At 63.2% G+C, this 26,011-nt stretch carries 21 protein-coding genes; 11 read left to right on the top strand and 10 right to left on the bottom strand.

The features are described from left to right. The gene (locus NKJ73_RS06585; RefSeq protein ID WP_023679998.1) at positions 1–1,374 is read left to right on the top strand and encodes an MlaD family protein; all 1,374 of its coding nucleotides are present in this window, start codon (positions 1–3) and stop codon (positions 1,372–1,374) included. A 37-nt stretch (positions 1,375–1,411) separates the two neighbouring features. Next, the gene (locus NKJ73_RS06580) at positions 1,412–2,065 is read left to right on the top strand and encodes an ABC-type transport auxiliary lipoprotein family protein (RefSeq protein ID WP_352568761.1); all 654 of its coding nucleotides are present in this window, start codon (positions 1,412–1,414) and stop codon (positions 2,063–2,065) included. Between the two features lie 104 nt (positions 2,066–2,169). Here the strand turns inward: NKJ73_RS06580 and NKJ73_RS06575 are convergent, their stop codons facing one another. Then, entirely contained in the window at positions 2,170–8,556 is a 6,387-nt protein-coding gene (locus NKJ73_RS06575; RefSeq protein WP_352568760.1) for an apolipoprotein A-IV repeat region-like domain-containing protein, read from the bottom strand. Between the two features lie 285 nt (positions 8,557–8,841). Between NKJ73_RS06575 and NKJ73_RS06570 the strand changes: the two genes are divergently transcribed. The 3 genes from NKJ73_RS06570 (at position 8,842) to NKJ73_RS06560 (ending at position 10,739) form a co-directional block, all read left to right on the top strand. Beyond that, entirely contained in the window at positions 8,842–9,210 is a 369-nt protein-coding gene (locus NKJ73_RS06570; protein WP_292660938.1) for an Hpt domain-containing protein, read from the top strand. A 97-nt stretch (positions 9,211–9,307) separates the two neighbouring features. Next, the gene (locus NKJ73_RS06565) at positions 9,308–9,628 is read left to right on the top strand and encodes a 2Fe-2S iron-sulfur cluster-binding protein (protein WP_023674833.1); all 321 of its coding nucleotides are present in this window, start codon (positions 9,308–9,310) and stop codon (positions 9,626–9,628) included. Positions 9,629–9,710: 82 nt separating this feature from the next. Continuing rightward, positions 9,711–10,739, top strand: coding sequence for an NAD(P)/FAD-dependent oxidoreductase (locus NKJ73_RS06560; RefSeq protein ID WP_352568758.1), 1,029 nt, complete (start codon positions 9,711–9,713; stop codon positions 10,737–10,739). 27 nt (positions 10,740–10,766) lie between these two features. Here the strand turns inward: NKJ73_RS06560 and NKJ73_RS06555 are convergent, their stop codons facing one another. Next, positions 10,767–12,248, bottom strand: a complete 1,482-nt coding sequence (locus tag NKJ73_RS06555; RefSeq protein ID WP_352568757.1) for an MDR family MFS transporter — start codon at positions 12,246–12,248, stop codon at positions 10,767–10,769. A 201-nt stretch (positions 12,249–12,449) separates the two neighbouring features. Then, entirely contained in the window at positions 12,450–13,067 is a 618-nt protein-coding gene (locus NKJ73_RS06550; RefSeq protein ID WP_023674836.1) for a DUF922 domain-containing Zn-dependent protease, read from the bottom strand. 96 nt (positions 13,068–13,163) lie between these two features. Between NKJ73_RS06550 and folP the strand changes: the two genes are divergently transcribed. The 3 genes from folP to folK are packed head-to-tail and all read left to right on the top strand — an operon-like array spanning position 13,164 to position 14,880. Beyond that, positions 13,164–14,009 (top strand): dihydropteroate synthase, encoded by an 846-nt coding sequence (gene folP / locus NKJ73_RS06545; protein WP_352568756.1) that lies wholly within the window; start codon positions 13,164–13,166, stop codon positions 14,007–14,009. Between the two features lie 3 nt (positions 14,010–14,012). Beyond that, positions 14,013–14,372, top strand: a complete 360-nt coding sequence (gene folB, locus NKJ73_RS06540) for a dihydroneopterin aldolase (protein WP_352568755.1) — start codon at positions 14,013–14,015, stop codon at positions 14,370–14,372. Beyond that, complete coding sequence (folK, locus tag NKJ73_RS06535) at positions 14,356–14,880, top strand: 2-amino-4-hydroxy-6-hydroxymethyldihydropteridine diphosphokinase (RefSeq protein ID WP_352568754.1); 525 nt, start codon at positions 14,356–14,358, stop codon at positions 14,878–14,880. The genes folB and folK overlap by 17 nt, the downstream gene beginning before the upstream one ends. 24 nt (positions 14,881–14,904) lie before the next feature. Here the strand turns inward: folK and NKJ73_RS06530 are convergent, their stop codons facing one another. Both NKJ73_RS06530 and NKJ73_RS06525 read right to left on the bottom strand, forming a co-directional pair. Beyond that, on the bottom strand, positions 14,905–15,456 hold the full coding sequence (locus NKJ73_RS06530; protein WP_502894566.1) for a DUF924 family protein: 552 nt from the start codon (positions 15,454–15,456) through the stop codon (positions 14,905–14,907). 17 nt (positions 15,457–15,473) lie between these two features. After that, on the bottom strand, positions 15,474–17,309 hold the full coding sequence (locus NKJ73_RS06525) for a monovalent cation:proton antiporter-2 (CPA2) family protein (protein ID WP_352568753.1): 1,836 nt from the start codon (positions 17,307–17,309) through the stop codon (positions 15,474–15,476). 229 nt (positions 17,310–17,538) lie between these two features. On the opposite strand from NKJ73_RS06525, the gene NKJ73_RS06520 reads away from it, so the two are divergent. Then, positions 17,539–17,805: a hypothetical protein gene (locus NKJ73_RS06520; RefSeq protein ID WP_352568752.1), complete on the top strand. Its 267-nt coding sequence runs from the start codon at positions 17,539–17,541 to the stop codon at positions 17,803–17,805. A gap of 63 nt (positions 17,806–17,868) precedes the next feature. Here the strand turns inward: NKJ73_RS06520 and NKJ73_RS06515 are convergent, their stop codons facing one another. The 4 genes from NKJ73_RS06515 to NKJ73_RS06500 all read right to left on the bottom strand — a co-directional run bounded on the left by NKJ73_RS06515 (position 17,869) and on the right by NKJ73_RS06500 (position 21,647). Next, positions 17,869–18,423: a hypothetical protein gene (locus tag NKJ73_RS06515; protein WP_352568751.1), complete on the bottom strand. Its 555-nt coding sequence runs from the start codon at positions 18,421–18,423 to the stop codon at positions 17,869–17,871. Positions 18,424–18,510: 87 nt separating this feature from the next. Beyond that, entirely contained in the window at positions 18,511–19,605 is a 1,095-nt protein-coding gene (locus NKJ73_RS06510) for a YcjF family protein (RefSeq protein ID WP_352568750.1), read from the bottom strand. Next, positions 19,602–21,080 carry a YcjX family GTP-binding protein gene (locus NKJ73_RS06505; RefSeq protein ID WP_352568749.1) on the bottom strand — a complete coding sequence of 493 codons (1,479 nt, stop codon included), beginning with the start codon at positions 21,078–21,080 and terminating at the stop codon, positions 19,602–19,604. The genes NKJ73_RS06510 and NKJ73_RS06505 overlap by 4 nt, the downstream gene beginning before the upstream one ends. Positions 21,081–21,143: 63 nt before the next feature. Then, positions 21,144–21,647 (bottom strand): SixA phosphatase family protein, encoded by a 504-nt coding sequence (locus NKJ73_RS06500; protein ID WP_352568748.1) that lies wholly within the window; start codon positions 21,645–21,647, stop codon positions 21,144–21,146. Positions 21,648–21,907: 260 nt separating this feature from the next. Here NKJ73_RS06500 and dksA point away from each other — a divergent pair, with 260 nt between their 5' ends. Then, positions 21,908–22,324 (top strand): RNA polymerase-binding protein DksA, encoded by a 417-nt coding sequence (gene dksA, locus NKJ73_RS06495; protein ID WP_023674847.1) that lies wholly within the window; start codon positions 21,908–21,910, stop codon positions 22,322–22,324. A gap of 83 nt (positions 22,325–22,407) precedes the next feature. On the opposite strand, the gene NKJ73_RS06490 is transcribed toward dksA, so the two are convergent. Then, positions 22,408–23,160 carry a hypothetical protein gene (locus tag NKJ73_RS06490; RefSeq protein WP_352568747.1) on the bottom strand — a complete coding sequence of 251 codons (753 nt, stop codon included), beginning with the start codon at positions 23,158–23,160 and terminating at the stop codon, positions 22,408–22,410. Positions 23,161–23,363: 203 nt separating this feature from the next. Here NKJ73_RS06490 and cckA point away from each other — a divergent pair, with 203 nt between their 5' ends. Further along, positions 23,364–25,937: a cell cycle histidine kinase CckA gene (gene cckA / locus NKJ73_RS06485; RefSeq protein WP_023674849.1), complete on the top strand. Its 2,574-nt coding sequence runs from the start codon at positions 23,364–23,366 to the stop codon at positions 25,935–25,937. Positions 25,938–26,011 lie beyond the last annotated feature (74 nt).

The following is a 26,011-nucleotide window of genomic DNA, read 5'->3' as shown; positions in this document are numbered from 1 at the left end:
ATGGAAACCAGGGCCAACTACGTCATTGTCGGCATTTTCACGCTGGCCGCGATCCTCGCGGCTTTCGCTTTCGTCTATTGGACGGCGGCAATCGGCGAAAAGGGTGAGACGACGGTGCTGCGCGTGCGCATTCCAGGCTCCGCTTCGGGGCTCGGCCGTGGCAGCTTCGTGCTGTTCAATGGCGTCAAAGTCGGCGACGTGCGCCGTGTCTATATCGACGTCGACAATCCGACCGCTGCTATCGCCGACACCGAAATAGACCGGAATACGCCTATCACCAAATCGACGCAGGCCGATATCGGGCTTGCCGGCCTCACCGGCCAGGCCAACATCGAGCTCAAGGGCGCCGACCCCAAAGAGCCAAAACTTCTCGACGAGGCGGAAAAGGAAGGCCGTGTCGCCGAGATCGTTGCCAACCCGTCGGCGGTCACCAATCTGCTACAGACAGCGCAGAACATCTTCACCCGCGCCGACAAGGTCCTTTCGGAGCTCGAAGGCTTCACCAAGGATGTTCGCGGGCCGCTGACGCAGACCGTCAACAATGTCCAGACCTTCTCCGATGCACTGGCCAGGAATGCGGACGGCGTCGACAAGTTCCTGGCCAGCGTCAGCTCGCTGGCGGACGAACTGAAGGGTGTTTCGGGCAAGCTCGACGGCACCCTGAAGGCGGCGGAAGGGCTACTCAACGCCGTCGACAAGGACCAGATCAAGAGCATCGTCGCCAATGTCGACACGGTCACTTCCAACCTCAAGGAAACCAGCAAGCAGTTCGACACGGTCATCAAGAACGTGGACACCGCAGTAGGCTCGATCAACGAGTTCGCCCAGAAGACGCAAGGCACGCTGGCCAAGGTCGACGGCGTTCTCGACGGCATCGATCCGGCTGAGGTTCGCACCGCGCTGGCCAATATCCAGAAGGCCAGCGAAAACGCCAATGAAGCTGCCGCCGACATCGCCAAGGTGACCAACAAGTTCGCCAACCGGGCCGACGACATCGACGAAACCATCAAAGACGCGCACCAGCTCGCAGGACGCCTCAACGATGCCTCGGTGCGAGTCGACGGTATCCTTGCCAAGGTCGACAAACTGCTCGGCTCCGGTCAGGCCGACGGCGTCATGGCCGATGCCAGGGCGACGCTCAAATCGTTCAAGCAGGTCGCCGACACGCTGAACGCCCGCCTCGGCACCATCACCGACAATCTGGCGCGGTTCTCGGGACAGGGGCTGCAAAACGTCGAATCGCTGGTCCAGGACAGCCGTCGTTCGATCAACCGCATCGAAGAGGCGGTGACCGACCTCAGCCGCAATCCACAGCGGATCCTGTCCGGCGGCGAGGGTGAGGTCCGGCAGTTCGACGGCAGGGTGCGCCGTTGACTTCGGCCTGCGCCCACCGCAAGAACATAGCTTGCGGATGCGCGTTGTTTCCACGATCCGGGGGGGATCGCGTTTGAAGTCGATCAGTTCAGGCAGCGTCAGATCGAGTGGGTTCAAGGCCGGAGCGGCACTGCTGGCGCTTTCGCTCGCCGGCTGCGCGGCGCTGGGCGGCAAGCCGGCGCCGCTGGATACGTTTGAGCTTTCGGCGCCGTCGCTGGAAGCGCGTGCCCACAGCCGTCGCCAGATACTCATCGCTCAGCCATCGGCGCTCAAGGCGCTGGACAGCCAGAACATCGTCATTAAGCCATCGCCGCGATCGATCCAGTATCTCAAGGGCGCGCAATGGGCCGACCGGCTGCCGATGATCGTACAGGCGCGGCTGGCAGAGACGTTCCAGCGCTCGGGCAGCTTCACCGGCGTCGGCAAGCCAGGCGAGGGGCTGGCGATCGACTATCAGGTGATCGTCGAGATCCGCTCGTTCGAGGTGCGTGTCGACGGTGGCGAACATGCCGAGGTCGAGCTGTTCGTGCGCCTGTTGAACGATCGCAACGGTGAAGTGCGGTCTTCGAAGACGTTTAGCGCAATCGCGCCCGTTTCGGGCAATGGCAACCAGGCCTATGTCGGCGCGCTCGATGCCGCGTTCGGCGATGCGGCGGGGCAAATCGTCCGCTGGACGGACACCGTGATCTGACACAGCCGGAACTGCCGGCACGGCACTCTACAGCGCCAATGGAATTCAGTACGGCATGAAAAAGGCGGGAAATCCCGCCTTTTCGTTTGTTCTCTGTCGCCCGCTTAGTGCAGGCGGCCGCTGGCGTGGGCCAGCATGGTGTAAACCTTGCCGGTATCCGACGTCAGGTAGGTCTGCGCCATGATGTTGTCGCGGTCGTTGCGCGACACGTCCTTGAGCAGCTTTTCGAAATCGTCGCAGTAACGATCGACAGCAGCGCGGAACTCCGCCTCTGACTGATATTTGCGGCGGATCTCGTCGAACGTCTGCTGGCCCTTCAGCGTGTAAAGTCGGCGCGTGAAGACGTCGCGCTCGCCGCGCCGGTAGCGGTTCCACAGCTCGATCGAGGCATCGTGATCGATGGCGCGTGCGATATCGACCGAGAGCGAGTTCAGCGATTCCACGACATGAAGCGGCGAACGCGCAGCGGGAGCCGGGCGCGGCGCTTCGGCAGGCGCTGCCGGCTTGGCGTCGTCTTCGCGTGATGCACCGGTCAGGAGGTCACGCACCCAACCGCCCTGCGGCGTGCGGCCGTTGGGGTCGCGCTGGCGCGGCGCTTGGTCTGCGGGACGTTCGAGGTCGAGCGTGCCGCGCAGCGCCGTCTCGCCCGAAGGCGCCTGCGGTGCACGGCGCTGTTCGGGAGCCGGAGCCGGGCGACGTGGCGGTTCGGCGGGGCGTGCGGCAGGCGCTTGCGGCGCCGGACGCAGGTTGCGCTGTTCCGAACTGTCGGCGCTGCGGCCAGATTTCGCAACGATTTCAGAAAGTTCCTTCAGCGCGTTGATCTGCTCTGAAACGGCACGGCGGATAGCCGTGGTTGATTCCTTTGCCTCTTCCGGCATCTCGATGACGCCTTTCTTAAGCTCGGCCCGGGTGAGGTCGAGCTCGCTCTTGATCGAGCCGGCGGTACGCCGCATCTCCTCGGTCGCATCGGCAAAGCGCTTGGTTGCCGAATCGACCACTTCGGAAATCGCGGTACGGATCTTGTCGGCGGATTCCAGCGTCTTGCCTTCGGCGTTCTGCAGCGTCTGGCCGACCAGATTCTCGAACGAGCGCATGACCCTTTCGAGATCTTCCGACTTCTTGACAAGGCCGACGGCAAGGTCCTCCAGCGACGATTGCCTTTCGAGCGTGTGCTCAAGATTGCTCTGGGCCGAGCTCAACAGGTCCGAGGCACTGGAAAGCAACCGGCTGTGCTCGTCGAACTTGGTGGCGATTGAAGCAACCTCGCGCAAGGTCGACGACGACAGCTCGGTGAGCCGCGTCGTGTTCGAATCGACCAGACGCGCCGAACTGGCGAAGGTCTGCGCGGTCTTTTCCGTGGTCGCCGCGAAGCTTTGCGTGCTCCCGGTCAGGCGTTCGTCGACCTGGCCGAGATTGGTCGCCGCCTGCTCGATCAATTGACCGAGCTGCGAGCTGGAGGTGGTCATGCGGCCGATGAGGTCGGCAACGCTGTCGGCAAGCGTCGAGCGCGCGCCTTCGACGGCCGACAGGGTTTCGGCCGTGCGGCTGGCGATGGCATCGACGAGGGCGGCGTTTTGATTGCGCAGCTTCTCGGTCGCACGTTCGGTGACCTCTTCCATGCTCTTTTGCAGCTCGGAGCCGCCCTGGGCGAAGCGCTCGACCAGAGGCCGTGCCGTCTCGTCCAGGATTTTCGATATTTCGGCCGAACGTGCCGCAAGCATCGTATTGAGTTCGCGAGTATTGGCACCGATGGTCTTTGCAGCGTCGTTGGTGCTCTGGCCGATATGCTGGCCGACCGCGGTAAAGGTCTCGGCGATCGAGTTGGCACGCGAGACCAACTGCGCCTCGGCACCCGAGACTTGTTCGTTGAGCTTTTGGCCCATTGTCTCGGCGGAGTAGGCGAGGCGGTTCTCGACGCTGGCGACCTGCTCCTCGACGCGGGCCGCAGTGGCGGCAGCACTCGATGCCAGGCGTTCGTCGGCACCGGCAAGCAGCTGCTCGATTTCACGGGCATGGACGGCGAGTTCCTGGCCAGTCTGCCTGGCGCGTTCGGCAACCCGCTGCTCGGTGCTGGTGAAGGCACCGACAATGGTGTCGGCATGTTCGCCGATTGCGGTGCTGCTGTCAGCGATACGGGACACCAGGCGATGATCCGCCTCCTCGAAGATGCGGCCGATCTCGGACGCACGGGCCGAAAGTGCTTCGGAGCCTTCGGCAATGCGCGAAATAAGTTGCTGGTCGGCGGCATCGAAAATGCGGCCGAGATCCGACGCACGTGCCGCGAGCGCTTCGGCGGATTCGCCGATGCGCACGCCCAGCCGCTCGTCGGCTGTTTCGAAATTGCGCAGGATGTCGCCGGCACGTGCCGCCAGCGACTGGGCCGTTTCGATGGCGCGAGAGACCAGCCGGTGGTCCGCCGCGTCGAAGGTACCGGCAATCTCACTTGCTCTGGCTGCCAGCTGATCGGCCGTTTCCTGGGCACGCGCGAGCAAGCTGTTCGACGTGTCGTCGACGCGGGCAATCAGTGCGCTCGACGTGTCCTCGGCGCGGGCGGCGAGGCGACGATCCGCCTCCTCGAAGGTGCGGGCGATGTCCTCCGCCCTGGCGAGCAGGGCGGCCGAGGTCTGCTCGGCGCGCTCGGCGATCTTGCGGTCGGCATCGCTGAATGCCGCGCCCGCCTGCTCATGCAGCGCGCTCGTAACTTCCATGACCTTCTCGCGCAGCGCGCCGGCGACGAAGACCGCGCTTCTTTCGAGCACACTGCGCACGTTGTCGACACCCGTCGACAGCGCCCGCTCCATTGTGCTGGCGCGCTCTTCAATGATGCCTGTCTGCCGGCTGAACGCCTGCTCGATCTTTTCTACGTCCGCAGCGATCGCATCGGAGATGTCGGTGCTCCTGGCGGCGATCTGGTCGATATGGCCGGACAGCGAACGGTCGACATCCTTACGCGTTTCGGCGAGCCTGGAGAGATCGTCCTGCAATGCGCGGGTCAGCATGTCGCGGCCCTCGCTCAGCTTGCCGACATGACCGGCGACGATCTCGTCGACTTCGCTGCGGCTCATTGCAAGCCTCTCCAGATCGGCTTCCAACGCGCGCCTGAGTATGTCGCGGCCTTCCGCCAGTTTCTCAACCTGGCCGGCAACCAGCCCATCGATGCTCGAGCGGCTTTCGGCCAGCTTGGCGAGATCGTCCTCGAGCGCCTTCGACAGGGTCGAGCGGTCCTGGACGAGCTTCTCTGCGTGGGTTGCGACAAGGCTGTTGACGTTGCCGAGATCGGCTTCCAGCGCACGCGAAAACTGCGCGCGATTATCGGTCAATAGCTGCGACTGATCGGCGATGGCGCCCCTGATCGTGCTGAGATCGGCCTCCAAGGCGCGCTTGAGGATGTCGCGGCCTTCGGCCAGCTTCTCGACCTGGCCGGAAACCAGTCCGTCGATGCTCGAGCGGCTTTCGGCCAGCTTGGCAAGATCGTCTTCCAAGGCGCGCTTGAGGATGTCGCGACCCTCGGCCAGCTTCTCGACCTGGCCGGCGACCAGCCCGTCGATGCTCGACCGGCTCTCTGCCAGCCTGGCAAGATCGTCCTCGAGCGCCTTCGAGAGGGCCGAACGGTCCTCGGCGAGCTTGTTCATATGTTCGGAGACGACGCCCCGCACGGTCTCGAGATCGGTCTCCAGTGCCCGCGACAGCTGACCGCGATCCTCCGCCAGCTTCTCGGATTGGCCGGCGATGACATCCTTGACAGTGCTCAGATCGGCTTCGAGCGCACGCTTGAGGATGTCGCGGCCCTCTGCCAGCTTTTCGACCTGGCCGGCAACCATCACATCGATGCTCGAGCGGCTTTCGGCCAACTTGCCGAGATCGTCTTCGAGCGCCTTCGACAGGGTCGAGCGGTCTTCGGCGAGCTTGTTCATGTGATCGGAGACAACGCCCCGCACGGCCTGCAGGTCGCTCTCCAGTGCCCGCGACAGCTGGCCACGGTCTTCCGCCAGCTTTTCGGACTGGCCGGCGATGACGCCCTTGATCGCGTTCAGGTCCGATTCCAGCGCGCGCTTGAGGATGTCGCGGCCTTCGGCCAGCTTCTCGACCTGGCCGGCAACCAGCCCATCGATGCTCGACCGGCTTTCGGCCAGCTTGGCAAGATCGTCTTCAAGCGTCTTCGAAAGCAGGCTGCGGTCATCGGCGAGCCTGCCAGAATGATCGGCGATCAGGCTCCTGATGTCGGACAGGTCGTTATCGAGTGACTGGGAAAGGCCGCTGCGGTCTTGCGCCAATTTCGCCGAATGCGCCTCGATGAGGCCATTGATGCCGGCGATGTCGGCTTCCAGCGCACTGGCGAGTATGGCGCGACCCTCGGCGATCTTTTCGACCTGACCGGCGACGAGGCCGTCGATGCTGGCGCGACTCTCTGCCAGCTTGCCGAGGTCGGCCTCGAGCGCGCGCGAAAGGATGCTGCGGCCTTCGGCGAGCTTGCCGACGTGCCCGGCAACCATTTCATCAATTATCGTACGAGCTTGCACGAGTTTTCCGGAGTCTTCGTTCAAGGCCTGGGCAAGCCTGTTGCGACCCTCTTCAAGGCTTTCGAGATGGCTGCCCAGCGAAGCGTCGATCGCTGCGCGCGATTCGTTGACCTTGCGCAGATCCTCTTCAAGGGCGCGCGAGATCAGGCCGCGGCCTTCGGCTAGCTTCTGCACCTGGTTAGCCACCGCTGCGTCGACTTCGGCGCGACCTTCGGCGAACTTCGCCAGATCGGCCTGCATTGCCGCCGCCATCCGGTCGCGGCTTTCGGAAAGCTTGCGGCTGTGGTTCTCGACGGCTTCCTCGATGCCGGCGCGAGCATCGGCAAGCCGCTGGATGTCCGTATCGAACGAACGCGATACGACATGGCGCGCCGCTTCCATGCGCCCGGCGAAATCGCCGGCGCGGGCTTCAAGCATGGTCGAGGTCGATGAAATGATGTCGGCCATGTCGGCGCCGATCTGGGTCTTGCCCTGATCGATCATCGCCGACAGCGTCTCCTTGCTATCCTGGAAGGTGTGGGCGATTTCGCGCGCGCGCTCGACCAGCGTCTCGTTGATCTGGCGTGCGCGAGCCTCCAGCGCGGCGTTGAGCTTCTGCGTGCCGGTGTCGAGCGCCTCGGCGCGGGTCTGGAACTCGCTGATCAGCGCCTGGCCACGTTCAGCAAGCGTCCGCTCGATGCCGTTGAGGCTGGCTTCGAATTCCGAATTGAGTGTGCGGGCGGCACCGCCGAGCAGCGACACCATGCCGCTCGTGCGGTCGTCGAGCAGGTCGGTCAGTGACCGCGTCAGGCCATCGGTGGTGTCCGTCAGCTTGGCGATCCGGGTGTCGAGCAGGCTGGCGAAGGCCTCGCCCGACGTCGACAGCCGATCGGTGATCGACTCGAGCCGGCCTTCCACCGAATCGAAGATCGACAACGAGCTTCCGTTGATCCTGTCGATCAGCGTATCGCCGGATTCGTTGATCGTCATCGACAGCTTGGTCGAGGCGTTGAGAATGCTGTCGCGAATGATATCGCTGGCGGCGTTGATCTCGTCTTTCAGTGTCTCGTGGGCGCCGGTGATCGAGGCGCGCACGCGCTCGGCATGGGTGACGACCGCTTCGCGCTCGCTGCCCAGCCCGTCGACCAGCGAGCGGATGCGGGACTCGTTCTCTGAATAGGAGCGCTCGATCTGGTTCACCTCGCTGTGGACCAGCGTTTCGAGCTCGACGGCACGCGCAAGCGTGCGTTCGATGCCTTCGCCCATGGCTGCCACCTCGCGGCGAACCGCTTGGCCGATCATCATGACGCGATCCTGGGCAAGATTTTCCGGCTCGGCCAGACGGAAGGCCACCTCGGTCATCGACTGCGCGGCAAGGCGCATCTCCTGAGCGCGGCGAATCATCACTGCGAATGCCCAGAACAGGATGACGGGCACGATTGCCGCGACCGCCAGGCCGATCAGCTCCGGACGGGCGAAAAACTGATCGAAGGTGCGGATGTTCCAGATGCCAGGTCCGAACAACAGGTTCGCAAGGCCGCCAGCGCCGGCGATCCAGGCCAGCGAAACGAAAGCCACGACCCAGTAGATCGTGTTCGAGGCGCGCCGATTGAGGGTGTGCAGGAGCGTCTTATAGTCTTTTTGACGATCGTCGTTGGCCGGCGAGAAAGCTGCCGGCTGCGAGCCATTGCGCGTTGCGACAGGACGCAACTCAGCCGGCTTGGCCTTTGGCGTGGGATTTGCGATCTGGCTTTGATTGGCGGCAGGTGCCGCGTTCTGGGTCTGGTCCGGGGCAGGCGCTTGGTTCTGGCTGCGACCTTCGCGCGCCAGCTCGTCGGCGGCTTGCGATATTTGCGCTTCGAGATCTTCCATGGATGCAGCCATGTCGAAGTCGCCGCCGGCATCGCCGCTCAGATCGATATCAAGTGCCTTTTCAAGTTCCCTGGCTACGTCGCTGTCGAGCGTTCTTGTCGTCGTCGGTTTCTTCGCCATGCCTTCGCTACCCTGTACAAGCTGCCGCGGGACTTATGGTTCTGCTTATTGATTCTGCCTAGCGTGTCCCGCGCAGGAGGCTGAAAATGGACCTGTCGTATCGTAATGACACAGCCGGGTAAAGAAAACATGCATTCCGCCCGATACGTAAAACTTTAAATATAAGGTTAACACAGCCGTGATTCCGGCGCCGTTATCGCGACATTTTTCCGGGCCAATCATTAACCCGTTGTCCACCGGATACGCCTAGTTTTTGCGGCGGTCGAAGAACGGAGTCTCAAAGTGATACGTGGCGAAAACGGCATTGCCTTCTCGATGCCCGGCGGCGACGTGTCGGGGACAGCCGGGGCGCGGCCGATCGACCTGGCGCATCTTGCGCGCCAGACGATGGGCGATCGGAGCCTCGAGCAGGAGGTGCTGGCTCTGTTCGTGCAGCAGGCGCTGTCGGTGCGCGACAAGATCGTCGATGCGGATGTCAGGCAGCGGCTGCTATTGGCACACGGGCTCAAAGGCTCGGCGCGCGGGGTCGGCGCCTTCGCCATTGCCGATTGCGCCAGCGCGATCGAATGCCGGCCCGAAGACGCCAGCACGCTGAAGCGGCTTGGCTCGCTGATCGAAGAAGTGCGCGACTTCGTCGCCGCCATCAGCCGATAGGACTTATCCCAAAGACGCCACGCACGGGCGCTTTCGCGCCGCAGTTGACTTGTCCGGCAGAGTGATTATGTCGGCTCAGACTCCCTTCAGGTGACAAATGACCAAGCTGACCTTCATCGCCCATGACGGCACGCATTTTGACGTGGATGCCGAAAACGGCTCGACCGTCATGGAAAATGCGATCCGCAATGCGGTGCCGGGAATAGAAGCGGAATGCGGCGGCGCCTGCGCCTGCGCGACCTGCCATGTTTATGTCGACGAAGCCTGGACGGCGGAGGTCGGCGAGCCGGAAGCCATGGAAGAGGACATGCTGGATTTCGCCTACGAGGTCCAGCCGAACTCGCGGCTGTCATGCCAGATCAAGGTGCGCGACGCCCTCGACGGGCTGGTCGTGCGCGTGCCGGCCCGCCAGGGCTGAAGCCGATTTTTGCGGCTGCCGCTTGGCAGCGGACCAATGGTCATGCAGTGTCGCGCCGTTTTCCCATAGAGGCGCATGCTTCATGACCGCTATCACCAAGACGGACGTACTCATTGTCGGGGCAGGGCCTGTCGGCCTGTTTGCCGTATTCGAGCTCGGCCTCTTCGACATGAAGTGCCATCTGATCGACATACTCGACCGGCCCGGCGGGCAATGCGCCGAACTCTACCCGGAAAAGCCGATCTACGACATTCCGGCTTGGCCCTCGATCTCGGCGCAAGGCCTGGTCGACAAGCTGCTTGAGCAGATCGCGCCGTTCAAGCCCGAATTCACCTATAGCCGCATGGTTTCGAGCCTGGAAAGATTGGAGGACGGCAGCTTCCGCGTCATTACCGACGAAAACGAGGTGTTCGAAGCCAAAATTGTGGTGATTGCCGCCGGCGGCGGTTCGTTCCAGCCGAAGCGCCCGCCGATTCCAGGCATCGAACCCTATGAAGGCAAGAGCGTGTTCTACTCGGTGCGCCGGATGGAGGACTTTCGCGGCCACGACCTCGTCATCGTCGGCGGCGGCGATTCGGCGCTCGACTGGACGCTGAACCTGCAGCCGGTTGCCAAGAGCGTGACGCTGGTGCACCGGCGGCCCGAATTCCGTGCAGCGCCCGACAGCGTCAACAAGATGTATGCCATGCAGGAGATGAAGCAGCTGGAATTCCAGGTCGGACAGGTGACTGGCCTGACCGGCGCCGACGGCCAGCTCGCCTCCGCCACCATCAAGGGGCCGGAGGGCGATATCGAAGTGCCGTGTACGCGGATGCTGCCGTTCTTCGGCCTGACGATGAAGCTCGGCCCAATCGCCGAATGGGGCCTCAACCTCCACGAGAACCTGATCCCGGTCGACACCGAAAAATTCCAGACGTCGGTGCCCGGCATCTTCGCCGTCGGCGACATCAACTGGTACCCCGGCAAGCTGAAGCTGATCCTGTCGGGCTTCCACGAGGTCGCCTTGATGGCGCAAGCGGCCAAGCGCATCGTCAGCCCCGGCGAGCGCATCGTTTTTCAGTATACGACCTCGTCAACCAGTCTGCAGAAGAAGCTCGGCGTGGTCGACTGAACCTCGCCATATTTTCGTCGGGCCGGTCTACTCCGCCAGGGCTGGAGCCACAGCCTCGGCATGGCCGCGAAGCGTTTTCTCCGGCATCAGCCAGAGCGTGATGAGCGACAACAGCAAGATCGCGGCCGCGGCAAGAAAGATCATCACGAACGGCATGGCCGAAGCGATATGGCCGGCCGGCTGCGTGCCTTCGCTGGCCAGCGGCAGCCCGTAACCAAGGGCGACGGCACCCAGCATAGCGACGCCAAGCGCGCTGCCCAGCGAGCGCAGGAAGGTGAGAACGCCGGTCGCTACGCCAAGGTGCATGCGATCGACGGCGTTCTGGACCGAGACGGTGGCAACCGGAAAGGTCGTGCCTGTACCCAGGCCTACGCAGGTCGTCAACACCTCGACGAGCAAAAGTGAGGCATGCCCGGCGACCAGGCTGAGCACGCCGAGGCACAGGATCGAGAAAACAGTTCCGATCATGGCAATGCGCTTATAGTGGAAAAAGCGCGGGATCATTCGCGCGCTGAATGTCGCACCGGCCACCGTGCCGAGCATCAGCCCAAGCAACGCGGTGCCCGATTGACTGACCGACAGGCCGACGACCGATTGCAGGTAGACCGGCAGATAGACTGACAAGCCGACATTGGCGGCCTGCAGCAGGAACATCGACAATGTGCCGGCGAGAACGATCGGATTGCCGAGCACTTCGAGCGAGATCAGCGGTTCGGCCGCGCGCATGAGCCGCAGCGCGAACGCGCTCCAGAACACCGCCGAGCAGGCGAGCAGTCCAAGGATTTCAGGCGACAGCCACGGATACTCGCTGCCGCCCCAGTTCAAGGCAAGCAGCAGCAGCGAGGTGGCCGCGACCAGAAGCAGCGCGCCGAGGCCGTCGATGCGGTGATGTTTTGCGGCGATCGGCAGCTTCTTGAGCGGGTTGTTGATGATCGCCATGGCCAGCAGGCCGAGCGGAATGTTGATCCAGAAGATCAGCGACCAATGCAGATGTTCGGCGAAGGTGCCGCCGAGGAGCGGCCCGGCGATGCTGGCGACGGCCCATGTGCCCGAGATCCAGGCGGCGTATCGGGCCCGCTCGCGCGGCGGCACGAGGTCGCCGATCACGGTCTGCGTCAGGGCGAACAGGCCGCCGCCACCGGCGCCCTGGATCGCCCGGCCGACAACCAGGACCAGCATGTTAGGGGCCGTGGCGCTGACCAGCGAGCCGGCGAGAAAGATCAGGATTGCAGCATAGACGGTCGGCCGGCGACCATAAATATCGGAGATCTTGCCGTAGAGCGGCGCCACGGCGGTCGCGGTCAGAAGATAGCCGGTCACGATCCATGGCAGATATTCGGCATGCCCGAGCAGACGGGCCATCGTCGGCATCGCCGGCGCGACGATGGTCTGGTCGAGCGCCGCCAGCAGCATCGACAAAAGCACGCCGCCGATGATGGCGTTTTTCTCGGTTTCGGTCAGCGGCGCGCTGGTTTCCACCATCGTTTGCTTGTCGACAGCCTGGTCCATATCCGTTCATCCATTATGCCTGCGTGCACGTCCGCGACGGGCTGGGAAGCATCTAGGTACGCCGATTGGCGTTTGCCGGAGGCTGATCCCTGCGAACCTGGCATATGTCGTTCGCTATAGGCCGATTTCGACAGCGGCTCGAAAGTTTTCCGAAGCTGGCACTATGTTTCGGCAAAATTGGCTTTGTCCGACGACGCGGAGTCAGCCGGGAGCGAGCCGGCCGTTCTCAATGCGCTCGATGCGATAGTGCAAGAGCCGCAGGATGCGGCTTTGGAAATTGGCGCTTTCGACGCGATCGAAGCGCATCTGGTCCTGGTCGTGTTTGGCAAGCATGGCCGCAGTGATTTTTGCGGCCTTGGCCTTTGCCAGTTCGCAGGTCTTTTCCGGGTAGCTCGCCTTCAAGGCGTCTTCTAGTTCGCGGCCGTGGTTCTTGGCAATCTCGACGTGGCGTTCCTCATGGCGCTTGATGTCGGCGGACAACGTATCCCAGAACAGCCTGACGCCGGCATCGGCTTTGCGCGGGCGGCGCCACTCAGGAAGGATGACCTTGACCTTGACGGTGACGACAGCGTCGGCAATCCAGCACGAGCCCGGCTTTTGCGCATAGCTGACGCGGGTGGTGAACGCCATCTGGGTAGCTCCCGGATGCCGCGACCCGGTGCTTTTCACCTGAGGCCCGAGTTTCGACAGCTGGGTCTCGATGTCGTCGAGCGTCCTGCCGCCGATCGGGAAATAACTATATGTCTTGACGAGAGTTGCAGCGCCGGCCGGGAATGCGGTCAGAGCGAGCATCAGGGCGCAGAGGAGGGATCGTTTCATCGTGTTGCCTCTTTCCCCACCTTGCTTTACCGCCGTCCTCGGCGCAACGGAATTGATCCCCCGCCACGCCGCGAGATCGAACATGGTTGATGGGCAATGATGACAGGGCGATGGCAATTGGCGCACGGACGCCATCTCGACCTTGGCGGCAAGGCCGTGGTCGTCGGCATCCTCAACATCACGCCGGACAGTTTTTCCGACGGCGGCCTGTTCGATGCGCCGGAAAAAGCAGTGGCTCAGGCGCGCCGCATGGTCGAGGAGGGGGCCTCCGTCATCGACATCGGCGGAGAATCGACACGTCCCGGGGCGTCTGCGGTCTCCGCAAAGGAAGAGCAGGCTCGCATATTGCCGGTCATCGAGGCGCTCGCGACGTCTGGCGGAACGCTGATCTCGGTCGATACCTATCGCGAGGATACGGCCCGGCTTGCCGTCCAAGCCGGCGCGCATATCGTCAATGACGTCTGGGGCCTGCAGCGCGAACCGGGCATTGCCCGGGTCGCGGCCGAAACCGGCGCTGGCCTTGTCGTCATGCACACTGGACGGGACCGGCAGAAACTGCCCGACGTGATTGCCGATCAGCTCTTCTTCCTCAGGAAGTCGCTGGAAATCGCGCGGCGGAGCGGTGTTGCCGACGACCATATCGTGCTCGATCCGGGCTTCGGCTTTGCCAAGGAGACGGCAGCGGAAAATCTTGACCTGATGGCACGGTTTTCCGAGCTTCATGCGCTGGGTTTTCCACTGATGGCCGGCACATCGCGAAAGCGCTTTATCGGCACCGTCACCGGCCGCGACGCAGCCGCAAGAGGCGCCGGGACCGCGGCCACCAGCGTTATCCTGAGGCTCAAAGGCGCGCATCTCTTTCGCGTCCACGATGTCGCAATCAACGTGGATGCGCTGGCCATCGCCGATGCTATGCTGGCACGTGAGATCGGGGAAAGCTGAGCCATGTATGTCATCCGCATGAAGAACTGCGCCTTCTTTGCCCGGCACGGTGTGCTGGACGAAGAAGAGACGCTCGGCCAGCGCTTTTATGTCGATGCGGCACTCACGGTGGATCCCGGGCAGGCGCTGGTCGAGGATTCCATCGAGGACACCGTCAATTACGGCATCGCCTTTGCGGTCATCGAGAAGATCATTACCGGCGAACGGCGCTTTCTGATCGAAGCGCTGGCGCTCGAAGTGGCGAGGGCGCTGACGGCGCGGTTTCCGCAGATCAAAAAGGCCGAAATCACCGTGCGCAAGCCGAACGCCCCGGTGCCGGGTGTGCTCGATCATGTCGAGGTGACCGTTGTCTGGCCAGAATAGTAACAACAACAACACCGTCTATCTCAGCCTTGGCGGCAATCTCGGCGATCCGGCGAAGTCGATGGCTGCGGCACTGGGCATTCTGGATGCCAACGAGAGAACGCGCGTCGTTGCCGTTTCGTCGCTCTACCGCACGCCCCCCTGGGGCAAGCTCGATCAGCCGGATTTCCTCAACGCGACGGCCGAAATCTCGACCGCGCTCGCGCCACGGGCTTTGCTCGACCTTTGCCTCGACGCCGAGCGAAAACTGAAGCGGGTGCGCGAGGAGCGCTGGGGTCCACGCCTGATCGATATCGACATTCTGGTGTTCGGCGACCGCATCATCCACGAGACCGGACTGGAGGTGCCGCATCCGCGCATGCTGGAGCGCGCCTTCGTGCTGGCGCCGCTGGCAGAAATTGCGCCGGAGCTTGTGGTCGACGGCAAGAGCGTATCGGAGCGGCTGGCCGCCGTCGACACATCGGGCATTGAACGGCTGCCGTCAGGCCGGGATTGGTGGAAAACCTGATGCTGCCGCCATCGGTGCCTGAAATCAGCCGGAGAACCCACCTCCGTCGAGGAACATTTGTTCGTCCGGTGTCGTCTCGCGGCCAAGCATCCTGTTTCGATGCGGAAAGCGGCCGAAGCGCTGGATGATGTCGCGATGCTCGATCGCATATTTCAGATAGATCGGGGCTTTGGCGGCGGTAAGCTCTGCCGATTTGAGCTGATCGGCGAGGTCCTCCGAATGCTCATAGGGCAGATAGAGAAAAACGCGGAGCTCTTCGTCGAGTGCCAGGTCATGGCCGGCAGCGATCGCTTTCCCGGCGAAATGCCGCGCCAGCGGGTCCGTGGCGTACATGTGGCCGGTGGCGCGAAAGCAGTTTCGCGGAAACTGGTCGAGCAGGATCATCAGTGCCAGCGACCCTTCGGCGTGTTCGGACCAGCCGTCGCATTCGCGGCGGGCGGCGGCAAAGTGCAGATCGAGAAACCGGGTGCGGAAGTCGGCATCAAAGGCGTCGTTCTTCTCGAACCACGCGTCCTCCCCGGCGTCGCGCCAGAATCTGGTGATGGAGACAGCGCGCTCGTCCAGTTCGTTCATCATTCGCGTCTTTCCAACGTTTAATCGGCCGGTTCGGATTTCTGCAGCACGCCGGCGGTCTCCTCGTTGAGCGCCTGGCCCACGCGCCGTGGCGTGCTGAGCGGCGTCGGGATGGGGGTGCCGATATTGCCTTTGAGGAAGCGCCGCCCGGCGCGGATGCCTTCTGCCTGTTGAAGTTCGAAACGGGCAGCATCGCGGCGGCGGACGTCCTCGACTACCTCGGCGACCTCTTCCGGATCGACGCCGAGAGCTTCCAGTGTCGAGCCGCCGAAGACAAGCGCCGATTCGAACGTCTCGCGGAGCTGATAGTCGACGCCGGCACGAATGAGCTGCAACGCCGTGCCGCGGTCGAAAGCCCGCGCCAGCACCGTCAGCAACGGAAACTCCGCCTTGATGAGCTCGGCGATGCGCACGGCGGCATCGGGCTTGTCAACGCAGATCAGCACGGCGCGTGCGCGCCCGGCTCCCGCGGCACGCAGGATGTCCAGCCGCGTGCCGTCGCCGTAATAGACCTTGAAGCCGAAATCGGCCGCTGCCTGGATCATCTCGACCTCATTGTCGATGATCGAGACGTCGATGCCGCGCAACAAAAGCGGCTGGCTGGCGATCTGGCCGAACCGGCCAAAGCCGATGATCAGCACGCTGCCGGTCAGGCCGTCGGCGACATCGACGCCTTCAAGCGACTGCTCGTCGCGTGGCGTCAGATACCGCAATGCTATGATCGCTAAGGGCGTCAGCACCATGGAAATGATGACGATGGCGGTCAGCATCGCATTGGCCTGGCTATCGATGATACCGACAGCCGCCGCTGCGGAATAGAGGACGAAGGCGAATTCGCCGCCTTGCGCCATGAAGACCGCGCGCTCGAGCGCTTCCCGGTGGCCGGTTTTGAGAATGCGGGCGACGATATAGATGCCGATCGCCTTCATCATCATGTAGGCGACGACATAGATGGCAATGAGCTGCCAGTTGACGACGACCACATGCAGGTCGAGCGACATGCCGACGGCGAGGAAGAACAGCCCGAGCAGAATGCCGCGGAACGGTTCGATGTCGGCCTCCAGCTGATGGCGGAAGGTCGATTCCGACAAAAGCACGCCGGCCAGGAAGGCGCCCATGGCCATCGACAGGCCGGAAAGCTGCATGGCGAGCGCCGACCCGAGCACGACCAGAAGGGCGGCTGCGGTCATCACCTCACGGGCGCGCGCATCCGCCAGGATACGGAAGAACGGATTGAGCAGATAGCGTCCTGCAAGCACCAGCCCGACGATCGCGGCAAGGCCGATGCCGACCTCCGTCAACCGATCCGACAGGCTCATATCGGCGCCGCCCGGCGCGAGGAAGGCGATCAGCGCCAGCAATGGCACGATGGCCAGGTCTTCCAAAAGCAGGACCGAGACGATGCGCTGGCCCTTGGGCGTGGCCAGTTCGCCGCGTTCTTCCAGCAATTGCATGACGATTGCCGTCGAGGTGAGTACGAAACCGGCGCCGGCGACGAAGGATTGCGCGATCGGGAAACCTCCCGCAAGGCCGACGCCGGTCAGCAGGACCGCGCAGACGCCGACCTGCAGCGCGCCAAGCCCGAAAATCTCGCGGCGCAGGCCCCATAGCCGTGACGGCTGCATCTCCAGCCCGATGATGAACAGAAACATGACGACGCCGAGTTCGGCGACATGAAGAATGGCTTCCGATTCGGAAAAGATGCGCAGCCCGAACGGACCGATCACGACGCCGGCCGTCAAATAGCCGAGGATGGAGCCAAGTCCGATGCGCCTGAAGATCGGCACCGCAACGACGCCGGCGGCGAGCAGCGCCACCACCTGGATCAGATCGCCGTTCGATGCCTCTGCCGCCATGCCTGCCGTTCCGCTCTCTTGCAACAAGCGGCCAAGATAGGGGCTTCGGGGCGGATCGAACAGTGCGAATCCGGCGCGTTGTGAAGGCGATATTGCAGGCGCACCGAACAGGATAATGGGCTCCCGCGCGTTGCTTGTTCCAGCAATCCGGCGCTAAGGACGCCCGGCTTCGGCCAGTGAAGGGCGAGCGACGATCAAGTCGCGGCCCTTTTTTGAGGAGATGACTGACATGAAGACGTTTTTGCTGCTTGCCGTTGGCATCGCGGCACTTGCCGGTTCTGCCTGTTCGAAGGCGCCGGAGTGCACGACCGAGATGCTGACCAAGAAGGCCCAGGACATGACTGCGGCACTTCAGGCTGCGATTACCAAAAATCCGGCCAAGGCAGCCGACCTCGGGGCCAAGGTCCAGGCGGTCACAACCAAATATCAGAGCGGCACGACAGCGGCTGAGGCCTGCAAGGCCTATGACGAAGTGATTGCCGCGATCAAGGACTGAGCGCCCATTTGCATGTCAAAGAGGGCGGCGCCGTTTGTCTGCCGCCTTTTTTCATGCCGGGGCTCAGTTCGGAGAGATGGAGCCAACTTCTACCGTATCGACCCGCTTCAACTTCATGCCGATGACCGGGACCAGCTGCTGGTCGACGCGCACGGCAACGGTCACCGTCATCGAATTGTCGTCGGGGACAAGCGCCTGCATCACGCCGCGCAACTGATTGCGATTGATGGTGAAAACCACCTTGTGCACATCGACGACATTGCCGCCGATAATGTCGAGGCCGGAGCCGGCGGCCCCGCCCATAAAGCTGCCCTTGTAGCCCTGCCGGCCCTTGTGTTCGATCGTTGCCGACATCTGCTGGGTGAACATGCCTACCCGGCAGCCGCCGTCGAGCGACATGCCGACCTTGCCGTCAGGCGTCGAGCCGATGAAGCTGCAGGTGAATTTCGTGCCCTTGTATTTGCCGGCAACGATTTCCCCGGGGCCGACCCATTTGCCTTCGACCGATCGAAAGAACTGCTTGTCCGGTTCCGCCGCCGAGGTCTTTCCGGCAATGCCGACGGTTGAGACAAGCGCGAGCGCCACGGGCAGCCCGCTGGACAGAATAACGCTTTTCATCGACGACACCCGGCAACAAAGAGACTGGTTTGGACGCTTCCGACCATGGACAAGATTGGTTAATGCTTTGTCACCCCAAGGCAATAGTCACGTTCCGGAAGCGGATGTTTCTTTTTCTTTCTTTGCTGCAAAGGAGGTCAGCGCGGAGAGGAAATCGCCCAATCCGGGCCGCCTGACCGCGTAAAAGGGCAGGGGCCTTGCGGTTTCCATCGCTGCAATGCCGATGCGCGCAGTCATCATGCCGTTGACGACGCCTTCGCCGAGCTTGGCCGAGAGCCGGGCGGCAAGGCCGTGGCCGACGATCTGCTGGACGAAACTGTCGCCGACGGCGATCGACCCGGTGACCGCGAGATGGGCCAGAACGCTGCGCGCCAGGCGAAAAAAGCCAAGCGTGCCGGGGCGGCCGCCATAAAGCTCCGACAGCCGGCGAATCAACCGGCCGGCTTCGAACACGACATAAGCGACGTCGACCAGCGCGCGGGGGCTGACCGCGGTCACCAGGGAGACGCGCTTCGCCGCTTCGAGGATCATCACCCTGGCGCGGGCATCGAGCGGGCCGAGTATCTCGATCTCGGCCAGCCGTACCAGATTGCCGCCGTCAATGATCTCGCCGCGCAATTCGGCCAGCGAGCGCCTGCCGGCCGCGGTTTCAGGCTTGGCCGAGACAAAGACCGACAACTCGTCGACCACGGCGCGGGCGGCCTTCGGATCGTCACGGGCAATCGCATCGAGCGCCCGCTTCTGCAACTTTTCGACCTCGGCAAGGCGGGCAATCGCCATGAATTCGCGCACGAGGATGATCAGAAGCGCCAGGATGGCGATCGCGGCCATAGCGGCAGCCAGCCAGCCCAGCCACTCGGCGCGCTCGAACAGGTCGCGAATCAGCTGGTCGGTCCAGAGGCCGACGGCGAACGAAACCAGAACGCCCAGCGCGCCGAAGAACAGGCTGCCAAGCGGCGAACGTTTTCGCGGCGCAATCGCCGGCGGCGGTTCGGCAGCGACGATATCAGCCTCGTCGAAGACGTCGATCTCCGCCGGTGTGACCACGGCAAGATCCGCCGTCACGGTACGCGGCTTTCGCGCCGGCGCGGCCTCGGACGCAGCATGGTGAGCCGTCGAATCTTCCTTCTGCTGGGGCTCCGGCTCTATGCGAAAGGCCGCCGGTCTGCGGGGCGCACTCATGCGAGATGATCTCCGATCAGGAACTGCAGCGCGCGGTCGAGCCTGATATGCGGCAGCGACAGCGTGACGCCCTCGGCGGTGCGCTCGAGTTTCGGCGGGCGAAAGCGCACGAAGCGGATCGCGGGGTCGTCATTGTTCTGCCGGCGGGCCGATTCGGAAACGTCGAATAACGCATCAACTTTCTCCGGCAAGTCCCCGGGAAATATGGCTGTTTCGGTCTTTCCGTCAAAGGTTTCGCCGTTGATTTTTTCGCCGCGCAATGGCGTGCCGATAATGACCGGCAAAGTCTCGCGGCCCTGCTTGACCGTGCCTTCACGGGTCGCGCGCATGGCCGCCATGGCGACGACGTCGACGTCGGTGCCGGTGAAATTCGCCCGCGCCACGGCTCGGTCGGCTAGCCGCCGCACGATGGCCTGCAGGCGGTCGTGGCTTTCGTGGTGCAGATGGTCGGCCTTGGTCGCGGCCACCAATATGCGGTCGATGCGCCTCGAAAACACGTCGGTCAGGAAGTTGCCCCGGCCGGGCCGGAAACAGGACAGGATTTCGGTGACCGCGCGCTCCAGATCGGCCATCGCACCGGGGCCGGCATTCAATGCCTGCAATGCGTCGATGAGCACGATCTGGCGGTCGAGACGCGTGATGTGTTCGCGAAAGAACGGTTTGACGACATGCGTCTTGTAAGCCTCGTAGCGCCGCTCCATCATAGCCTGCAGCGATCCCGAGCGGGCGCGCCGGCCGCCCAGATTCGGCAGCGGCGCGAAGGTGAGAGCGGGCGAGCCTTCAAGATCGCCGGGCATCAGGAAGCGGCCGGGCGGCAAGGTCGAAAGCGCCCGCTCGTCGAGTTTGCAGGCCTTGAGATAGGCCGCGAAGCTCTCAGCGAGACGGCGCGCCGTCATCTCGTCGGCCTCGGCGTTGGGGTCGACCGGATTGGAGAGCGCCCGCCATTCCCGCGAAAGGTCGACACGCACCGGCAACACGGCCATCTCGAAGGCCTCACGCGAAAAATCGGCGTAGGACTTGCCGAGCAGCGGCAGGTCGAGCAGCCATTCGCCGGGATAATCGACGATGTCGACCGACAATTTGCCGGCGGAAAACATGCGGCTCCAGCCAGAGGCCGATTCGTATTCGATGGTGAGCCTCAGTTCGGAAATCGCACGCGTCGAATCCGGCCAGATGCGGTCGTCGACAAGAGCTGCGATGTGATCCTCGTACAGGAAGCGTGGTACCGCGTCGTCCGGCTGCTCTTCGAGAAAAGCCCGGGCGATGCGCCCAGATTTTTGTGCCTCAAACAGCGGCAAGCGTCCGCCATGGACCAGATTGTGCACAAGGGCCGAGATGAACACCGTCTTGCCGGCGCGGGACAGCCCGGTCACGCCAAGACGCAGCGACGGAGCGAAAAGCCCGGCAGCGCGGCCTGACAACGTATCCAAGGCAATCTTCGCCTCGTCGGTGAAAGTCGTCAGCGATGATGCCAAAATCTGTTCTCGCGGGCCGGTCAGGATCCGATATAGGCTTTGATGGGCGGCTTTGAAATGGCCTCAGATATCGGCAGGCGTCAGGAAGGCTTCGAGATAGCCGGCGCCCGGCGCAGCCTCGGCAAGACTGCCGTAGAACCGGACCACCGCAAGTGCGGAGGTCGGGAAGCCGTGGTTCAGCATGGCCCGCGCGGTCTCGTCGCCGTCGCCTGAGAGCGCCATGGCGAGATCCTCGATCATCGGATTGTGGCCGATGACGAGCAGGGCCTCCAGCCCGCCATTCTGCCGGATGGCAGTGAGGTACGCGGCGGCATCGTCGCTGTAGAGGGTGTCACAGAACAGCACCCGGCCCGTGTCCGTATGGCCAGCCAAGCTTTCCAGCGTCTGGCGGGCGCGCTTGGCGCTTGAGCAAAGGGTGCGGGCCGGTGCGTATTTGCGGGAACGCATCAGCACGCCCATCGCTTCGGCATCGGCGAAGCCGGATGGATCGAGCGGGCGGTCGAAGTCAGCCACGCCAGGCAGCGCCCAGCCGGCCTTCGCATGCCTCAGCAGGTAAAGTCTGGTCACCGGATCCCCGTTGTGCCGGGCACCGAACCCGTCAGCACGCCGCAGGATTTGCCATCAGAAGAGCTCCGTGCGCAATGGCAAGCGACCCTCAAGCATAGCGAATCATGTACGAATTCGGTCGTATTCTTCGCAAAAAGGGCATCGCCGATGGTGGTTTGTCCGAGACTAACAATTGCGTGAAACTGTCGTCGATTGACCTTGTGCAGCTTTCGGTCCGCGAATATATAGGCGCCAAATTTGGGGTTTGTTGGGTGAGTCGAATGAACGACATCGTTACCGCCGATTACGTACCCTCCGAAGACGAGCCGTTCATGAACGAGCGGCAGAAATCCTACTTTCGCATGAAGCTCGTCACCTGGAAGAACGACATCTTGCGCGAAGCGCGCGAAACTCTCGAAATCCTGCAGCAGGAAAACGCCAACCACCCCGACCTCGCCGATCGCGCCTCCTCGGAAACCGACCGCGCCATCGAACTTCGCGCCCGCGATCGCCAGCGAAAACTCATCTCCAAGATCGATTCGGCCCTCCAGCGCCTTGACGAAGGCACTTACGGTTATTGCGAGGAGACGGGCGAGCCGATCGCGCTGAAGCGGCTCGACGCGCGCCCGATCGCCACCTTGTCGATCGAGGCACAGGAGCGCCATGAGCGGCGCGAGAAGGTCTACCGCGACGACTGAGTCGCCGGGAAAAACAGCGGCATCGGTAAAGCGTTCAAAATGGCCGGTTTTCCGGCCATTTTCATTGGCCGTTCGCTATCGGCCTATCTTTTCTGATTGGACAACTCGCCGAGGAGCTTCGTCATCTCGTCGTCGAGAGAGGGCGACGCCTTCGCCACCGGCTTGCTCGGCGTTTGGCTGAAGCGTGGCTCGTCGAGGGAAACCTCCAGCTCCTTCATCAGCGCATCGTCAATCGACTCGTGCTGTGCCGGCGGCTCGTATCTTGCCGGGGGGTCCTGCCTTGCCGGCGGCTGCGCATGCCGCGAGGCATTGGCGTTGACGGATCCATAACTTGGCAACGGCGTGACGTTCGATGCCGGTTTCGGCGCCGGCGCCGGCATTGTTGCCGGCATCGTCGCCGTCTGGCGGGCTCGGACAGGGGTCGCGGTTACGCCTGCCGGCTGCGGTGGCGCTTGCCTCGCCGGCGCGGCTGTGATCGAAGCCGACCTTGCTGCCGGCTGGTGGCCGTTGTCTCCGGTCAATGCCGGGCGCCGCAGCGCCGAGAGCCTGATGTCGCGCTCGACGACGACGTCGGTCGGACCACCGATCAAGAGCAGGTGCTCGATATCGTCGCGGCGCACCAGCACCAGCCGCCGGTGACTGTCGACCGCTGTGGCATCCATGACAGCCAGCCGCGTCTTGCGGTTCCTGCCGCCGGCGACGAATGTCCCGAACGTCAGGCTGCGGACCAGCCTGATGATAAGAAGAATGATGAGCAGAAGGACAAGTACTGCAAACGTCCATAGGATTGCTGCGGCATAACCAGGACCCGCCACGCCATCCAGCCATTGCAGCATTGGTTCCCCCAAAATCAGCTTTCGAAGAGAGGCGACACTAGACTGTTGCGGCAGGCCACCGCAAGTTGCCTTTCACGCTTCGTGAACAGCTTGAAACGCCGGGAGCCGAACGGCGTCATTTTTAACGGACATCTGCAGCCGGGCCTTTTCCCAACCCTGAGAATATGATTCAACCGACACCGGAATTCACGAGCAGGGGGCACATGGCCAAGGAAGCGCGCGGCGATTTCTATCCGGTACCTATCGTCGACCAGAACACGCGGCCGGGAGCGGTCACCCGGCTCATCGTCTTCATCGTCGTCCTGACTGGGGCAGCGATCGTCTTCGGCCTTTTCCGCGAGCGCCTTGGCGATCCATTCCTGCTCGGCATGCTTGGCGTGCTGGCGATGATCGGCGTCGGCTTTCTATTCGCCACTGCGATCGGCTTCGTGCACATCACGCCGCGCTCGACAAGCGACGAACTGTCGAAAGCTTTCGTCGATTCGATGTCGCAAGGTCTCCTGGTCACCGACACCAAAGGCCGTATCATCTACGCCAACCGGACCTATGCCGATATGACGGGTGCCGAGTCGGCCGCCGACCTCAAGACCGTCGAAGGTTTGCTTTCAGACGTTCCCGAGGCCTCGGTGACCATATACCGGCTGGCGTCCGGCCTGCGTGATGGCCAGCCTGGCGACGGCGAGTTTCGGCTCGCGCAGTCCATTCGGCCAGGCGCCGAACCGGGCGCTCGCTGGTACCGCGTTCGGGCCCGCGCCTTCAGCGTTCCCGGCCAGCGGCTGCCCATGCTTGCCTGGCAGCTTGCCGACATCTCGCAGGAACGGGCCGAGCAGGAGCGGTTCTTTCTCGACCTGCAAAAGGCGATCGATCACCTCGACCATGCGCCGGCCGGTTTCTTTTCGGCCGACCAGGAAGGCCGCGTCACCTATATCAACGCGACCCTTGCGGAGTGGCTGGGCATCGACCTGGCCAGCTTCACTCCCGGCGCCATCACGCTGCCGGAGATCGTCGCCGGCGACGGCATGGCGCTGGTCCGTTCGGTCAAGGCCGACGCTGGTACCACGCGCAATGCCGTTATCGACCTCGATCTGACGACGATGACCGGCGAGGCGCTGCCGGTGCGCTTCATGCATCGTGTCTCGGCCAGCCGAGAGGGGCTCAACGGCCCGACTCGCACCATCGTGCTCAACCGGACGCAAGGCGAGGACGCTTCGGCCGACCTCCGCGCATCGGAAATACGCTTCACGCGGTTCTTCAACTCGACGCCGATGGCGATAGCCGGCGTCGACCATGCCGGCCGCATCCTGCGCACCAATGCGCCGTTCCTGTCGCTGTTTTCCTCGGTCGTCGACCGCGATGCGGTCGATCGGCGTGTGCGGCTGGATACGGTGATCCACGAGCGCGACCGGCCGGCTTTCGCCGCGGCCTTTGAAAAGGCACGCCAGCAACAGGCTGACATCGAGCCGATCGATACGGTGCTGCCCGGCAATGAGGAGCGCCACATACGCTTCTACGTCAACGCGGTCGCAGACGGTACCGGTGGCGAGGGCGCCGAGGAATCGGCCATCGTCTATGCCGTGGAGACCACTGAGCAAAAGGCCCTCGAGGGCCAGATGGCGCAGAGCCAGAAGATGCAGGCGGTCGGCCAACTCGCCGGCGGCATCGCGCATGATTTCAACAATGTGCTGACCGCCATCATCATGGCCTCGGACCTGCTTTTGACCAACCACCGGCCGTCCGATCCGTCGTTCCCGGACATCATGAACATCAAGCAGAATGCCAACCGGGCGGCCTCGCTGGTGCGGCAGTTGCTGGCCTTCTCGCGCAAGCAGACGCTGCGGCCGGAGGTGCTCAACCTGACCGACGTGCTCGCAGATCTAAGGATGCTGCTTGCCCGGCTGGTCGGCAACGACATCAAGCTCAAAATCGACCATGGCCGCGACCTGTGGCCGGTCAGGGTCGATATCGGGCAATTCGAGCAAGTGGTGGTCAATCTGGCGGTCAATGCACGCGATGCGATGCCGGCCGGCGGCGAGCTCACCGTACGCACCCGCAACGTCAGCGCCGGAGAGTGCAAGACCTTTTCCTACCGCGAACTTACTCCGGCCGACTATGTGCTGGTCGAGGTCGAGGACAGCGGCAGCGGCATCGCGCCTGATGTGCTGAAAAAGATCTTCGAGCCCTTCTTCACGACAAAGGAGGTTGGCAAGGGAACCGGCCTCGGCCTGTCCATGGTCTATGGCATCATCAAGCAAACAGGCGGCTTCATCTTCTGCGATTCCGAAGTCGGCAAGGGATCCGTGTTCCGCATCTTCCTGCCGCGGCACATTGCGGAGGCAAGGAAGGCGGGCGAGGCTGGAGAAGTGCCGGCCGCCCCTGCCAAGATCGCCGACTCAGCCAAGGATCTGTCGGGCTCGGCCACGGTGCTGCTGGTCGAGGACGAGGACGCCGTGCGCATGGGCGGCATGCGGGCGCTGAAATCGCGCGGCTACACCGTCCACGAGGCGTCGTCGGGCGTCGAGGCGCTTGAAGTCTACGAAGCGCTCGGCGGCAAGGTCGACGTCGTGGTGTCGGACGTGGTGATGCCGGAAATGGATGGCCCGACGCTGCTTGGCGAATTGCGCAAACGGCAGCCCGACATCAAGTTTATCTTCGTGTCCGGCTATGCCGAAGACGCGTTCGCCAAGAACTTGCCGGCCGACGCGCATTTCGGCTTCTTGCCGAAGCCGTTTTCGCTCAAGCAATTGGCCACGATCGTAAAGGACATGCTGGAATCCTGACCCTTCCAACGCTCCGCTTGCGCAATGTCGTGAGACTGCCATGATTGCAGGCGAAACGGGCGACGGGTTTTGGA

The organism is Mesorhizobium sp. M0074 (genome assembly GCF_040322975.1).
Classification (GTDB): Bacteria; Pseudomonadota; Alphaproteobacteria; order Rhizobiales; family Rhizobiaceae; genus Mesorhizobium.
The sequence above is the reverse complement of the archived record's forward strand: the minus strand, read 5'-3'. Positions and strand labels throughout refer to the sequence as shown.